The organism is Streptomyces sp. MK7, assembly GCF_032658145.1.
In the GTDB taxonomy this organism is placed as follows: domain Bacteria; phylum Actinomycetota; class Actinomycetes; order Streptomycetales; family Streptomycetaceae; genus Streptomyces; species Streptomyces spiralis.
The window spans coordinates 63,146-76,781 of record NZ_JAVACL010000013.1; the positions used below are offsets into that span (position 1 = coordinate 63,146).

Consider the following 13,636-nt stretch of genomic DNA (forward strand, 5'->3'; position numbering starts at 1 on the left):
GCACGGTCGAAATCTTTACGCCTTGATTGCCGTCACGAGCACCTCCTGTCGCTGCCGTCCCTAAGAAGCTGTGTGCCGTATGTGTGTCATGTACGCCACGGCTCCAGGGGAGGGCACTTCATGGCGGCCACAAGCCGGCACAGAAGACGCACGGCGGCGGTACTCATCACCACCGCCGCACTAGGACTGACCATCACTCAGGCCCAGGCGGTGGGACGCGGCACCGATCCCTTCGGTGTCCGCGCCCTGCGCCACCAGGCCCAGCTGCACGAGCGGCACCAGGGGCTGTCACCCTTCGCCGAGGACGGCGACGACGACGGCGGCGAGGGCGCGGAGATCGCCGAACAGGCCGACCAGTACGCCGAGGCCCGCACCTCGCCCGGCATCGTGGCGCCGGGCGCCTACGGAGCGGCCTACGAGTCGCTGCGGAACCTGCCGCGAACCAAAGGAAGATGGCGGGACGTCACCCGGCGGCCCTACGACTCCGACGACCCCCGCTACCGGGACGTCAACTCCAACTCCAGCGGCGGTGCGGGCCGGGTCACCGGCCGGGTCACCGGGCTGGCCGCCGACGACCACGGCTATGTGTACGCCGGTTCCGCCAACGGCGGCGTCTTCCGCTCCCGCACCGGCGGCGGCCACTGGACCGAGATCTCCGACCGGCTCCCGGCGCTGTCCACCGGCGACCTGGAGCTCGACGGACGCGGCCGGCTCTGGTACGCCACCGGTGAGGCGAACACCAGCGCCACCGCGTTCCTCGGCACCGGCGTCTACGTCCTGGACAACCCGCGGCACGGCAGCTTCAGCCGGCGCGACCGGGTCGGCGGCGACGAGCTGGAGTCGACGTCGATCCACGCGCTGCGGTTCGCCGGCGACAAGGTGTGGGCGGCGACCACGCGGGGCGTGTGGAGCCACTCGACGCGGACGCTGAAGGGCCCGTGGAAGCTGGAGTTCGCCCCCGACCCGGACTATCTGCCCGGCGGTCCGAAGGCCGCCGACCCGGACGCCGCGTACAAGAACATCGCCAACGACATCGCCGTCGACCCGAAGGACCCGGACAAGGTCGTCCTCGCGGTCGGCTGGCGCGGCGGCGACGACTACAACGGCTTCTACACCAAGGGCAAGAACGGCTGGCAGCGCCTGACCGGGCTCGGTGACCTGCCCAGCGACAGCGGGGACGTCGGCAACGTCACCTTCGCGCGCAGCGCGGACGGCTCCCGCTACTACGCCATCGACCAGTCGCCGGAGCAGACCAGCGAGAACCCCGACAGCGGCCTGGAGGGCGTCTTCGTCTCCAGGTCCGGTTCGCCGACCGGCCCGTGGACGAGGATCGCCGACTACAAACAGCTGCGCGACTCCGGCTCGGCGCTCACCGGCGCCGGATACCAGCCGGGCATCCAGGCCTGGTACAACGAGTTCCTCGCCGTCGACCCGAAGAACCCCGACCACGTCTACGCGGGTCTGGAGGAGGTCTTCGAGACGAAGGACGGCGGTACGTCCTGGACCGTCCCCGGACCGTACTGGAACTTCGGCTTCCAGTGCTGGTCCATCGACCCGTCCAAGCAGTCCGGCTCCTGCCCGCCCACCGTCCACGCCGACCAGCACGCCGTGGCGATCGGCAGCGACCACGGCCGCTCCTACGTCGTCGTCGGCGACGACGGCGGCGCCTACCGCCGCCCGCTGAACGGCAGCGCCGACGCCGCCGGCCACGCCACCGACTGGACCTCGCTCAACGACGGCACGATGGACGCCCTTCAGTACTACTCGGTCGGTGTCGGCACCGACCCGGCCGGCCGGGGCGTCGACGTCACCGGCGGCCTCCAGGACAACGGGCAGTCGATCCTGCGCCCGCACGACCGCGTGATGGGCTCGAACTTCGGCGGCGACGGCGGCGACACGATCACCGACCCGGCCAACGGCTGCAACACCGCGCAGGAGTACGTCTATCTCGCGGTGTCGGTCACGCAGAACTGCGCGGTGAACGACGGCTCCTGGACCACCGACCCGGCCAAGGCGACCACCTGGTCCGTCGCCCCGCCCGACAACGCGACCGGCGAGGCCCGCTTCATCGCCCCGCTGAACGCCGACATCAAGGACAAGAACACCTGGGTCGCGGGCGGCCGGCACGTGTGGGTCAACACCAAGGGCTGGGCGATCCGCAGCGGCAGCGAGTGGTCCGGGGCGTACGACCTCGGTGAGGGCCGTACCGCCACGGCCGTCGCCTCCTCCGGGGGCAAGGTGTACGCGGCCTGGTGCGGCCCCTGCAACAACCAGGGCTTCGCCCGGGGCATCGCGGTCGGCAACGCCGACGGCACCGGCTGGCACGAGCTGACCCTGCCGGTGGACGGGACCGTCCCGAACCGGTACCTGTCGGGGCTGGCGATCGACCCGGCCGACGCGAACCACGTGCTCCTCGCCGTCAACGGCTTCTCCCGCAAGTGGACCGAGGGCCCCGGCGCGGGAGTCGGCCACCTGTTCGAGACCCGGGACGGCGGAGTGACCTGGAAGGACGTCTCCGGGAACCTGCCGGACGTCCCGGCGAACTCGGTGGCGCTGCTGCCGGGCGGGACGGTCGTGCTGGGCACCGACCTCGGTGTCCTGGTCCGTACGCCGAGGTCGCACGGCTGGCAGGTGGCGGGCGGCGGCCTGCCGACGACCGCGGTCATGCAGCTGCGCACCGGGCCGGACGGCCTGCTGTACGCGGCCACGCACGGGCGGGGCATCTGGGCGATCGATTCGCGGCGCCTGCGCTGATCGCGGCGTCCGCCGGTCGTACGGTGCCGGTCGTGCGGCAGGAGGGTCCCGAGTACGGCTCGGGACCCTCCTTCGCCCCTCGCGGGCCTTCAGCCTGCTCTTGCGAGGAAGCGTCCGGTAGCTGGGTCGGGGGCTTTGCCGTGTTGGAATGCGTGGGCCCGGAGGGCCGGGTAGCGTCGCGGCTGTGAAGCCGCGGTGCGGGTGAAGCTGCTGCCGACACCCGCGCAGGCGGCGCCCTCCGCCGTCCGCGCCCGTCCGCCGAGCCTGTGGTGGGCCTCGTACACGGTGACCTTGGCGCCCGCTTCGGCGGCGGAGACGGCCGCGGTCAGCCCGGCGAGGCCGCCGCCGATGACGGGGATGCGCCGCATGGGTGGGTCTCCCTCTGGTCGGGTTCCGGTCGCTTGCGCCTTCGCCGGTTACGACTCCCCGCGGACCCGGTTTGTGACATCGCGGGTGTTCGCGCAGGTCAGTCGCTTTGTCAGTGGTGGGGTGCAGCATGAGGCCATGGCGAGGAGAGCGAACGGCGGGGCGGGCGGGCGCGGTGCGGTGAGGGCCGCGCGGCGGCCGGAGGTGCGGCTGCCCGCGCTGGAGGAGTACGGCGGCGGGGCGCTGTCACCGGACGGGGACTACGACGGGCTGGAGTTCCGGGACGCGGACTTCGCCGGGCAGGGCGGCGCGGGCGCCCGCTTCATGGACTGCGCGCTGCGGGACTGCGCGCTGGACGACACGTCACTGCGTCACGCGCGCCTGCTCGACTCGGTCCTCACCGGCGTGCGGGGCGTGGGCACCGACCTCGCGGAGTCCACGCTGCGCGACGTGGAGCTGGCCGACGCCCGCCTCGGCGGGACGCAGCTGCACGGCGCGGTGCTGGAGCGGGTGTGGATCCGGGGCGGCAAGATCGACTACCTGAATCTGCGTAAGGCGAAGCTGCGGGACGTCGTCTTCGAGGGCTGCGTCCTCGTCGAGCCGGACTTCGCGGGAGCCCGGCTGGAGCGGGTCGAGTTCCTGGACTGCGCGCTGAAGGGCGCGGACCTCAGCGCGGTGACGCTCACGGACGTGGACCTGCGCGGGGCCGCGCCGCTGGAGATCGCGGCAGGCGTGGACCGGCTGGCGGGAGCGGTGATCAGCACCGGCCAGCTGCTCGACCTGGCGCCGGTCCTGGCGGCGGAGCTGGGGCTCCGGGTGGAGGGGTGACGAAAATGGGTTCATTCTACGGGAACGTGCTGGTGGCGCGGGCGTGCGAGGTGGTCGTGCCGGTCCTGGACGGCCAGGGCGTCAGGGGATTCGCGCTGCCGGCGGGACCGGAGCACACGGTGATCTACCCGGATCCGGAAACCTCGGGGCTCGAACTAGCCGGGCCGCTGAGCACGCTGCTCGCGGCGCCCGCGCTGGGCATGTACCTCTGCGACTCCGACGTCCTCGTGATGACGCTGTATGAGAACGGCGATCTGCGCCACTCCTACGACTCCTTCCCCGGCTACTTCGACGAGCCGGAGGCCGACGGAGAGGATCCGCCGAGCGTCGAGGAGCCGTTCGAGTGGCCCGAGCCGACGGGCGCCGACCCGGACGCCTTCCTGCCGCTCGCCGCCGGCCCCGTGGACCGGACGGCGCTGGAGTCGGTCCTGCGGTGCATACCGATCGACCCGGAGGACGGGGAGGACGGACGGTATGTGTTCGCCGACGCGCAGCACTTCGACGCGATGGACTGCCTGCGCCTGAACGCCCCGCGCCTGACCACCGGCTACCGCTACCTCGCACAGGGCGATCTGCCGTACCAGACGACGGCCGACGACCTGGTCCTCCTCGGCGGAGCCCAGCGGCCCACCGCGCGTACCTGACGGCCGGCGGACCGGCCGCCCGGGCCGGTGTCCCGGCTCACGGAGGGCGTCCGGCTCACGGCAGGCGGGGGAAGCGGGCCTGGAGGGTCCAGATCGCCGGGTTCTCGGCCAGGTCGTCGTGCATGTCCGTCAGGTCGGCGATCAGGTCGTGCAGGAAGTCCCGGGCCTCGCGGCGCAGTTCGGAGTGGGAGAAGGTGAGCGGGGGCTCCTCGGCCGGCATCCAGTCGGCCTCGATGTCCACCCAGCCGAAGCGGCGCTCGAAGAGCATCCGGTCGGGCGACTCGGTGAAGTCCAGCTCCGCCCGCTGCGGCCGCGCCGCCCGCGAGCCGGCCGGGTCCCGGTCCAGCCGCTCCACGATGTCGCACAGCGCCCAGGCGAAGTCGAGCACGGGCACCCAGCCCCAGGCCGTGGCGACCTCCCGGTCCGCCTCGGTGTCGGCCAGGTACACATCGCCGCAGAACAGGTCGTGGCGCAGGGCGTGGACGTCCACGCGGCGGTAGTCCGTCTGCGGCGGGTCCGGGAAGCGGTTGGAGAGGGCGTAGCCGATGTCGAGCACGTAGCAGATGGTGTCACGCCCACCGCATAAGATCGCACATGTGTACCGTTCCGCACCGGTTGTCCGGGCCGCCGTCGCCACCACGGCCGTCCTCGCCCTCGCCCTGACCGCCTGCGACGGCGGTGTCCACGGCGCCCCGGGCGGCTCGGGCCTGCGCGACGCCTACTTCCCCAAGGCGGGCAACGGCGGGTACGACGTCACCCACTACGGCCTCACCCTCGCCTACGACCCGGACCACCGCCGGCTCACCGGCACGGCTCGGATCACGGCCCGGGCCACCAAGGACCTCTCCGCCTTCGACCTCGACCTCAAGGGGCTGACGGTGCGGGACGTGACCGTCGAGGGACAGCGCGCCCGCTTCCAGCGGGCGGGCCAGGAGCTGACCGTCCGTCCGCACGGCGAACTGGACGAGGGCGAGACGTTCGGTGTGACAGTCCGCTACTCCGGCACCCCGCAGACCCTCACCGACCCCGACGGCTCCGAGGAGGGCTGGCTCTACACCGCCGACGGCGCGCTGGCCCTCGGCGAACCGGTCGGGTCGATGGCGTGGTTCCCCGGCAACGACCACCCATCGGACAAGGCCGCGTACGACATCGCCGTCACCGTGCCCAAGGGGCTTCAGGCCGTCTCCAACGGCGAGTTGAGGTCCACGACGACCAGCGGGGACCGGACGACGTACCGCTGGCACACCGCCGAGCCGATGGCGAGCTACCTCGCCATGGTCGGGATCGGCCACTACAAGATCACTCGCTCGGTGCTGAAGAACCACCTGCCGGTGTACGCCGCCGTGGACCCCGCTCAGGAGGCGGCGAGCCGCGCGGTGCTCGCGAAGCTGCCCGAGATCATCGAGTGGGAGGAGTACAACTTCGGTCCGTACCCCTTCTCCTCCACCGGCGTGGTCGTCGAGCGCGGCGGGGACGCCGGCTACGCCCTGGAGACCCAGAACCGGCCCGTCTTCCCCGGCGCCCCCGGCACCCGCACCCTCGTGCACGAACTCGCTCACCAGTGGTTCGGCGACTCCGTCACCCCGGCGTCGTGGCGGGACATGTGGCTCAACGAGGGCTTCGCGACGTACGCGGAGTGGCTGTGGGAGGAGGACCACGGCGGCCCCAGCGTGCAGGAGACCTTCGACGCGCTCTACCGGGGCGAGGACGAGAACGTCGACCCCGAGGAGCTCTGGGCCTTCCCGCCGGTCAGACCGAGCGACGCCGCGCACATCTCCGCCCACCCCGTCTACGAACGCGGCGCGATGGTCCTGCACAAGATCCGCCAGAAGGTCGGCGACGACGCCTTCTACGACATCGTCCAGGGCTGGGCCGCCGCGCACCGCCACGGCAACGCCACCACCGCCGACTTCACCGCCTACGTCGAGAAGAAGGCGCCGGACAAGGACTTCAGCGAGATCTGGAAGGACTGGCTGTACGGCGACGGCAAGCCGGCGCATCCCTGAGCCGGCCCCGCAGCGGTCACACCCGCCGCCGCAGATCCCGCCGCATCGCCGCACGGGCGGCCCACACGGCCCGTGCGTGCTTCAGCCGCTGCTCCTGGAACTCGGCGGAGTCCAACGGCGGGCTGCCGGCGGCGAACGCCTCCAACAGGTCCCGCACGGTCGTGCAGACGGCCTCGATGACATCCGCCATGGCCTCCGGCGCGCAGATCAGCGCCGACTCGCGCACCTCGTCGCACCCGGAGGCCCGGAACGCCTCCCGCACGGCCGATTCCAGGTCCGGCCCCGGCTGTCGGCGGTGCGTGACGGCGGCCGTGTGCATGGCCTCGTAGGCCTGCCGGGACTTCGTCAGGCAGGTCACGTATATCTCCTTGCGCTCCTGCCGGGTGCGTTCGGCAAGGTCGCGCCGCCAGCGCACGCGGTCGGCGAGGAGCGTGGAGGTGACACCGACGAGCGCGCCGAGTCCCGTACCGGCCAGGGTCGTCCAGTCCATCAGGGAATGGTGCCTGGCCGCGGCGCGGTCATGCCGACGGGAGCCGGCCCAGTTCCTTGCGCAACACCGCGCAGGGACGGTGGAGTTCCCGGTCCGGGCGGTGGTCGATGACCTCGTAGCCGAGGGCGGTCCAGAAGGCGAGGCCGCGCGGGTTGTTCTCCAGCACGGCCAGGCGGACGGCGGTGCGGCCCGCGGCTCGGAAGCGGTCCTCGACCAGGCCCGCCAACCGCCTTCCGTGGCCCCGACGCCGAGCGTCCGCGTCCACCATCAGCAGACCGATCCACGGGTCCGGGTCGGCCGGGTCGGGGTGGTGGGCGAGGGTGATCGCGATGCCCACCAGGCGGCCCTCGCTACGGGCGAGCAGCACCTCGGCGTCCGGATTGGCCAGATCGTCCGCCAGGGCGGTCGCCACCTGTTCCGGACGGATGTCGTCCGGGTCGGGGAACTCGCCGCTGAGGGCGTGGAAGTCGCGGTTGGAGGCGTAGAGCGCGGTGAGTTCGGTCAGCAGCTCGCCGGGCAGGCCGTGGTCCGGGGAGAGGGGCAGGGACTCGATGATCACCCGAGCAACGTATCGCGGACGGCGCGGACGGGGCGAGGCAGTCGCACCACCCAGGGGACGGGACGGGCGCGGGCACGGGAGCGGGGCCCCGCCCGTTCGAAGGCCGGGGCCCCGCCGCCGCACATGGCTGCCGTCAGACGTTGACGCCGAAGTCCTGGGCGATGCCCACCAGGCCCGAGGCGTAGCCCTGGCCGACCGCGCGGAACTTCCACTCCGCGCCGTTGCGGTACAGCTCGCCGAAGACCATGGCCGTCTCGGTGGCCGCGTCCTCGGAGAGGTCGTAGCGGGCGATCTCCGCGCCGCCGGCCTGGTTGACGATGCGGATGTAGGCGTTGCGGACCTGGCCGAAGTTCTGGCTGCGGCTCTCGGCGTCGTAGATCGAGACCGGGAAGACGACCTTGTCGATGTCGGCCGGGAGCGCGGCGAGGTTGACGTTGATCGCCTCGTCGTCGCCGGAACCCTCGCCGGTGCGGTTGTCACCGGTGTGGACGATGGTGTTGTCCGGGGTCTGCTTGTTGTTGAAGAACACGAAGTGGGCGTCGGAGTACACCTTGCCCTGCGCGTTCACCGCGATCGCGGAGGCGTCCAGGTCGAAGTCCGTGCCGGTGGTCGTGCGGACGTCCCAGCCGAGGCCCACGGTGACGGCGGTCAGGCCCGGGGCCTCCTTGGTGAGCGAAACATTGCCGCCCTTGGACAGGCTTACAGCCATGGTGGGGGAGTCCCTTCCCTCGTTGCGTGTGCGGACGAAGCTACCGCCACCCTTATGAACGCCGTGGGGGGTCCCCATGGTTCCGGATGCCTTTACCTTTTTTACCAACCCGGCTTCGAACGCCCCCGGAGCGGCCCCTCGAAAATCCGGTGACGTGACCCGGACAGGCGCGGGAACATGGACGGCATGTCCGGTCCCTATGTCATCCGCGGCTCCGTCGCGCTCCCCGAGGCCGAACTGGCCTGGCGCTTCTCGCGGTCCTCGGGGCCCGGCGGACAGCACGTCAACACCAGCGACACCCAGGTCGAACTGCGCTTCGACCTGGCGAACACCGAGTCCCTGCCCGAGGTGTGGAAGCAGCGCGCCCTGAAGCGGCTGGCGGGCCGGCTCGTCGGCGGGGTGATCACCGTCCGCGCTTCCGAGCACCGCTCCCAGTGGCGCAACCGCGAGGCCGCCGCCGTGCGGCTCGCCGCCCTGCTCGCCGAGGCGACGGCGCCCCCGCCCAAGACCCGCAGACCGACCCGTATCCCGCGCGGCATCAACGAGCGCCGTCTGCGGGAGAAGAAGCAGCGCTCGGAGAGGAAGCGCGGCCGCTCCGGACGGGACTGGACGTAACGTCCGCCGCGGCCCCGCTCACCCGGCGGCGTCGCTCACGAGCTCCCGTACGCCCACCGTCTGCCCCCCGCTCGTCTCGCCGTTCGTACGAAAGCCCAGCCCCAGGTAGAAGCCCTCCGGACCGTCCGGTCCGGGATGCCAGGTCACGTACATCCGCGTGCCGCCCCGGCGGCGGATCTCGGCTGCGACCGCCTCGACGGCGAACCGGCCGTAGCCGCGGCCCTGTGCCCCGGCGTCGATGTTCAGCCGCCACAGTCCCGAGCGGATCGTGCTGCCGTCCAGGTGCCAGTCGATGTCGAAGAACGCCATGAGGAAGCCCACCGGGCGGTCGCCGTCGACGATCAGACGCGGCCAGGCGACGCCCGGATGGACGTAGGCCTCCGCCAGGGACTTCACGACCGGAGCCACCGTGTGCTCCTGGTCGGGGCGGACCCGGATGCCGAGCGCGGCATCGAGGTTGCCCACGGTGATCTCTTCGAGGCGGGGCACGGACACGGCGGAACCGGCGTCCACGGCGGCGTCAGAGGTCGTCACCCGCGCACCGTAGGCCGGACACCCGGCACACGACCACCGAAATACCGGCCCACATGCTCCGGGTCGTCCGGCACACCGGCACACCGGCTCATCGGCTCAGCGGAGTTCCGGGCCGCCGGCCGCCGGGCCGCCGGCACACCGAGATGTCGGGCCCACCGGGGTATCCGGCCCGCCGGCCCACCGGAGTGTCCGGGCCGTCCGCGTATCCGGCTCACCGGCCTGTCCGCTGTACCGGCCTGTCCGCTGCACCGGCGTGTCCGGCCCGCCGCGTCACCCAAGGCGCCGGCTCGCCCGAGGCATCGCCGGTCCGAAGCGCCGGATCTTCCACTGTGGGCTCGCCCGGGCCATCGGCTCGCCCTCCGCGGGATCGCCGCGCGCCCCGCCGGCTCACCTCAGTTGGCGGTACCTTCCCCGGAAGTGCAGCAGCGGGCCGCCGTCCGCGCTGGGGAGATGGGCGGTCAGGACGCGGCCGACGACCAGGACGTGGTCACCGGCCGGGACCCGCTGCTCGGTGCGGAGTTCCAACGTGGCCAGGGCGCCGCCGACCAGCGGGGCACCGGAGACCTCGCCACGGACATAGGGGATGTCGTCGAACAGCAGACGGTCGCTGATGCGGCCCTTCATGGCGAAGCGGCCGGCGATGTGGCGCTGGCTCTCCGTCAGCACGGACACGGCCCACAGGGGCTGCTCGGCGAGCAGATCGTCCATGCGGGAGCCCTCGCGCAGGCTGACCAGGACCAGCGGCGGGTCCAGCGACACCGAGACGAACGCCGTGGCGGTCATGCCCACGTCCTCGCCCCCCGGCGCCAGCGGGTCGTCCGGGTCCAGCGGCGGTTCCTGCGCGGTCACCAGGACCACGCCCGCGGCCAGCCGGGACATCGCGGCCCGGAACTCGTCGTTGCTCACCCCCTCAGCATGCCCAACGGCGGCGGTGGCCGTGGGCGAGGCGGACGGGGAGGGGGACGGCGAGGGGGAAGTGTTCAGCACACACTCCACGCTAATCACCCGCTCACGGCCCCCGCATCGGGCCTTGGCCCGAACCCGGACCTAGGACCCGAGGACCAGCGGAACCGAGGACTCCGGCCCGCTGCGCAGAGCGGAACCCCGGATTCCAGCCCGCTCGGCGGGGCGCTGGTGCATCATGTCCACACACCCACAAAGTTTGCGTTCGGTAAACGTGCAGGGAAAACGCGGAAACCCCACTCAATTGCTCACGTTCGGCTGTGACTTGAGTCACAAGAGGCTCTAATTGTTGACCCTGTGTACCGAGTGGGCTTCGCGCTGTGATTCAGTGGCGGAGACCGCACGGAACGATACGCCGAAGAGAACCCTTTGACGCACTGCGAGGTCTCGGGGGGAGGGCGAGCATGGAGACCGAGTCGGAGCCCTACGTCCGTCTTGCGACCCTGCGACAACTGCACCAGGTCATGGCGGACATGAACACCGCGCGGAGCCTGGCGGACACGCTGCAGACCGTCGCCGACGGCGTCGTGACGGGCCTCGGCTACGAGCTGGCGTGCGTCAACCTCGTGCGCCCCGACGGCGACCTCGTGGTGGCCGCGTTCTCCGGCAATCCCGCCGCCGAGGCCCTGATCACCGGCCGGGTCGGCTCCCGCGCGTCCTGGGAGCGCCGGCTGACCATGGGCGAGCAGTGGGGCGACCTGGTCTTCATACCCCATACCGAGGGCTGGGTCCTCGACGACGACGACGTCCCGCAGTGGTACACCGACGGGCCCGCCCCCCGCTTCGAGGACGAGTGGCACCCCTCCGACCGGCTCTTCGCGCCCATGTACTCGCCCGGCGGCCCCGGCGGCTCGGGCGAGCTGCTCGGCGTGCTCTCCGTGGACCGCCCGCGCAACGGCCGCCGCCCCGGCGCCTGGGGCCGCGAGGCTTTGCAGGTGTACGCGTTCCAGGCGGCCATCGCGATCAGCAACGCCCGGCTCCGCGCCAACATGCAGCGCGCCCTGGTCCGCCTGGAGCGCGAGCAGCAGGCCCTGCGCGCCAGCGAGGAGAGTTTCCGGCAGGCCTTCGAGTACGCCCCCTCCGGCATGGCCATCGCCGAGATGGGCGGCGACCAGCACGGCCGGATCCTGCGCACCAACGACGCCCTGTGCCGGCTGCTCGGCCGTCCCGCCTCCGCGATGCGCCGCTACTCCTTCTCCGACCTGGTCCACCCCGAGGACATCGGCACACTGCTGCGGACCTCCGCCGAGGGCGGCCGCGCGGAGCTGCGCCTCGGCCGCCGCGACGGCACCTATGTCTGGGTCTCCCTGCGCAACTCCGTGGTCGCCGACGCCGCCGACGGCCCCCGCTTCCTGCTCACCCACGTCGAGGACATCGAGGAGCGCAAGCGCCGCGAGCTGCATCTCGCGCACCGCGCCTCCCACGACTCCCTCACCGGCCTGCCGAACTCCGCCGAGCTGCGCTCCCGCCTCTCCGCCCGCCTGTGCCGCCGCCCCCAGTCGGCCGGCGAGCTGGACTCGCTGGACGCCGCCTACGGCCACCCGGCCTACGCCGCCGGCGGCAACCACGGCTTCGACTTCGCGCCCGGCTCCGCGGCGTACGACGCCTACGACCACCATGTGCACACCGTCGCCCCCGAGAGCGACCGGGACGACGGCACCAAGGGGCTCGCGGTGCTCTTCTGCGACCTCGACGGCTTCAAGTCGATCAACGACCGGTTCGGGCACAACGCGGGCGACGCGGTCCTCATAGAGGTGGCCCGGCGGCTGTCGAACGGCGTGCGGGACGGCGACACGGTCGCCCGGCTCGGCGGCGACGAGTTCGTGATCCTCGCCGACGGGCTCGGCCGGGCCGATGCCCAGGACCTCGCCGTACGACTGCGCAACGAGATCATCCAGCCGATCCGCGCCGAGGGCCGCGCCGTCCGGGTCGGCGCCAGCTTCGGCATCGGCTGGGCACATTGCGGCATGACGGCGGACGAAGTGTTGAAGTCCGCTGACGAACGGATGTACGTCGAGAAACGATCTCGTCCCAAACAGCATCGCCGGGCCGGGTGATCCGCAGGTCAGCGACCTGATGCCGGTCGAGTCACCTGTTTGGGGCCACGGGAGCGGGTAGGCTCGCCATTCTGACGACGTACTGCATCCGACCCGCACCTGTTGAGGAGTACCAAGGGATGACGCCCGGCAACAACGGCGCGAGCACGCCCGAGGACGACGACCCGTTCGGCTACCTGTACGCCGACGGTCAGGCCAACGGAGCCCAGCCGCCGTCCGGCGGTTACGGCTACCCGAACTCGGTCAACCGGGTGCGCGCCGTCGGTCAGCGTCAGTACGGCCAGCAGGTCGGCCAGCAGACCCCCACGGCGCCCTACGGCCAGGTCCCGCAGCAACAGGGCCAGCAGGGCCAGCAGGGCTACGGTCAGCAGCAGGGCGCGTACGGCCAGCCGAGCGCTCACTACGCCGCTCCCGAGACCCTTCCCGGCGGCGCGCCGCCCAGCGGCCGCCGGCCCGCTCAGGGCGGCGGCACCGGCCGCCGGGGCCCGAACACCAAGGGCCTGCTGATCGGCGCCGTCGCGGTGGTCGCGGCGGTGGTCATCGGCATCAGCGTGGCCATGATCGGTGACAAGGGCGACGACAAGGGCGGCAACAAGGCCGGCGGCACCACCCCCGCGGCCACCCAGAGCTCCCAGCCGGCCCCGTCCGCCAGCAGCAGCGTGGCGGCCGACGGCGAGCTGCCGAAGATCGACGCCAAGGCCCTGCTGCTGGGCGGCGGCGCCACCACCGCCTCCACCGTCAAGGGCGCCCAGGCCGACGGCGGCGTCTACGTGACGAACTTCAACAACGTCGGGGCCTCGGTCACCTGGACCGTCAACGGCATTCCCGCGGACGGCAAGTACTCGGTGTACATCGGCTATGACGTCCCGGGGAAGGACGGCACCGCCACCCTCACCGTCAACGGCACTGTGGCCAGCACGCCGGTCAATCTGAAGAACTACGCCCACGCCGCCGAAGGCGACTACGAGAAGGGCTGGACGAAGACGTACAACTACGTCCAGCTCAACAAGGGCACCAACACCATCAAGATCTCGTGCGAGCAGGGCAACCAGTGTGACGCCAACCTCGACCAGCTGTGGCTGGTGAAGGGATGGGTCGGCAGCTGAGCCGA

14 protein-coding genes are annotated in these 13,636 nt (G+C 71.8%); 7 read left to right on the forward strand and 7 right to left on the reverse strand.

Annotated elements, in window-relative coordinates:
* The first annotated feature begins 120 nt into the window (after positions 1-120).
* Complete coding sequence (locus R2S09_RS17015; protein ID WP_316741845.1) at positions 121-2,754, forward strand: glycosyl hydrolase; 2,634 nt, start codon at positions 121-123, stop codon at positions 2,752-2,754.
* Between the two features lie 89 nt (positions 2,755-2,843).
* Here R2S09_RS17015 and R2S09_RS17020 read toward each other — a convergent pair whose 3' ends face one another.
* Positions 2,844-3,122, reverse strand: a complete 279-nt coding sequence (locus R2S09_RS17020; RefSeq protein ID WP_316741847.1) for an FAD-dependent oxidoreductase — start codon at positions 3,120-3,122, stop codon at positions 2,844-2,846.
* A 136-nt stretch (positions 3,123-3,258) separates the two neighbouring features.
* Here R2S09_RS17020 and R2S09_RS17025 point away from each other — a divergent pair, with 136 nt between their 5' ends.
* On the forward strand, positions 3,259-3,948 hold the full coding sequence (locus tag R2S09_RS17025) for a pentapeptide repeat-containing protein (protein ID WP_306186743.1): 690 nt from the start codon (positions 3,259-3,261) through the stop codon (positions 3,946-3,948).
* Between the two features lie 5 nt (positions 3,949-3,953).
* Positions 3,954-4,592: a hypothetical protein gene (locus tag R2S09_RS17030; RefSeq protein WP_316741849.1), complete on the forward strand. Its 639-nt coding sequence runs from the start codon at positions 3,954-3,956 to the stop codon at positions 4,590-4,592.
* Positions 4,593-4,647: 55 nt separating this feature from the next.
* Here the strand turns inward: R2S09_RS17030 and R2S09_RS17035 are convergent, their stop codons facing one another.
* Positions 4,648-5,148 carry a hypothetical protein gene (locus R2S09_RS17035; RefSeq protein ID WP_316741850.1) on the reverse strand — a complete coding sequence of 167 codons (501 nt, stop codon included), beginning with the start codon at positions 5,146-5,148 and terminating at the stop codon, positions 4,648-4,650.
* Between the two features lie 7 nt (positions 5,149-5,155).
* Between R2S09_RS17035 and R2S09_RS17040 the strand changes: the two genes are divergently transcribed.
* A complete protein-coding gene (locus R2S09_RS17040) occupies positions 5,156-6,598 on the forward strand; it encodes a M1 family metallopeptidase (protein WP_399144003.1) in 1,443 nt (480 codons plus the stop codon).
* A 16-nt stretch (positions 6,599-6,614) separates the two neighbouring features.
* Here R2S09_RS17040 and R2S09_RS17045 read toward each other — a convergent pair whose 3' ends face one another.
* From R2S09_RS17045 to R2S09_RS17055, 3 genes are all read right to left on the reverse strand, one after another.
* Positions 6,615-7,088, reverse strand: a complete 474-nt coding sequence (locus R2S09_RS17045; protein WP_316741854.1) for a hypothetical protein — start codon at positions 7,086-7,088, stop codon at positions 6,615-6,617.
* A gap of 28 nt (positions 7,089-7,116) precedes the next feature.
* Positions 7,117-7,647, reverse strand: a complete 531-nt coding sequence (locus tag R2S09_RS17050) for an N-acetyltransferase (protein ID WP_306186733.1) — start codon at positions 7,645-7,647, stop codon at positions 7,117-7,119.
* 133 nt (positions 7,648-7,780) lie between these two features.
* Positions 7,781-8,356 (reverse strand): TerD family protein, encoded by a 576-nt coding sequence (locus R2S09_RS17055; protein ID WP_306186731.1) that lies wholly within the window; start codon positions 8,354-8,356, stop codon positions 7,781-7,783.
* Positions 8,357-8,533: 177 nt separating this feature from the next.
* Here R2S09_RS17055 and arfB point away from each other — a divergent pair, with 177 nt between their 5' ends.
* The gene (arfB, locus tag R2S09_RS17060) at positions 8,534-8,971 is read left to right on the forward strand and encodes an alternative ribosome rescue aminoacyl-tRNA hydrolase ArfB (protein WP_316741858.1); all 438 of its coding nucleotides are present in this window, start codon (positions 8,534-8,536) and stop codon (positions 8,969-8,971) included.
* 18 nt (positions 8,972-8,989) lie between these two features.
* Here arfB and R2S09_RS17065 read toward each other — a convergent pair whose 3' ends face one another.
* The gene (locus R2S09_RS17065; RefSeq protein WP_306186728.1) at positions 8,990-9,505 is read right to left on the reverse strand and encodes an N-acetyltransferase; all 516 of its coding nucleotides are present in this window, start codon (positions 9,503-9,505) and stop codon (positions 8,990-8,992) included.
* Between the two features lie 387 nt (positions 9,506-9,892).
* Entirely contained in the window at positions 9,893-10,492 is a 600-nt protein-coding gene (locus R2S09_RS17070; protein ID WP_306186726.1) for a flavin reductase family protein, read from the reverse strand.
* A gap of 380 nt (positions 10,493-10,872) precedes the next feature.
* Between R2S09_RS17070 and cdgB the strand changes: the two genes are divergently transcribed.
* Both cdgB and R2S09_RS17080 read left to right on the forward strand, forming a co-directional pair.
* Positions 10,873-12,525, forward strand: a complete 1,653-nt coding sequence (gene cdgB, locus R2S09_RS17075; protein ID WP_306186724.1) for a diguanylate cyclase CdgB — start codon at positions 10,873-10,875, stop codon at positions 12,523-12,525.
* Positions 12,526-12,644: 119 nt separating this feature from the next.
* The gene (locus R2S09_RS17080) at positions 12,645-13,631 is read left to right on the forward strand and encodes a CBM35 domain-containing protein (protein WP_306186722.1); all 987 of its coding nucleotides are present in this window, start codon (positions 12,645-12,647) and stop codon (positions 13,629-13,631) included.
* The last annotated feature ends 5 nt before the right edge of the window (positions 13,632-13,636 follow it).

Excerpts from the sequence above, each read along its gene's own strand:
- R2S09_RS17015 (WP_316741845.1), top strand. The coding sequence starts at position 121 with ATGGCGGCCACAAGCCGGCACAGAAGACGCACGGCGGCGGTACTCATC.
- R2S09_RS17020 (WP_316741847.1), bottom strand. The coding sequence starts at position 3,122 with ATGCGGCGCATCCCCGTCATCGGCGGCGGCCTCGCCGGGCTGACCGCG.
- R2S09_RS17025 (WP_306186743.1), top strand. The coding sequence starts at position 3,259 with ATGGCGAGGAGAGCGAACGGCGGGGCGGGCGGGCGCGGTGCGGTGAGG.
- R2S09_RS17030 (WP_316741849.1), top strand. The coding sequence starts at position 3,954 with ATGGGTTCATTCTACGGGAACGTGCTGGTGGCGCGGGCGTGCGAGGTG.
- R2S09_RS17040 (WP_399144003.1), top strand. The coding sequence starts at position 5,156 with ATGGTGTCACGCCCACCGCATAAGATCGCACATGTGTACCGTTCCGCA.
- R2S09_RS17045 (WP_316741854.1), bottom strand. The coding sequence starts at position 7,088 with ATGGACTGGACGACCCTGGCCGGTACGGGACTCGGCGCGCTCGTCGGT.
- R2S09_RS17055 (WP_306186731.1), bottom strand. The coding sequence starts at position 8,356 with ATGGCTGTAAGCCTGTCCAAGGGCGGCAATGTTTCGCTCACCAAGGAG.
- arfB (WP_316741858.1), top strand. The coding sequence starts at position 8,534 with ATGGACGGCATGTCCGGTCCCTATGTCATCCGCGGCTCCGTCGCGCTC.
- cdgB (WP_306186724.1), top strand. The coding sequence starts at position 10,873 with ATGGAGACCGAGTCGGAGCCCTACGTCCGTCTTGCGACCCTGCGACAA.
- R2S09_RS17080 (WP_306186722.1), top strand. The coding sequence starts at position 12,645 with ATGACGCCCGGCAACAACGGCGCGAGCACGCCCGAGGACGACGACCCG.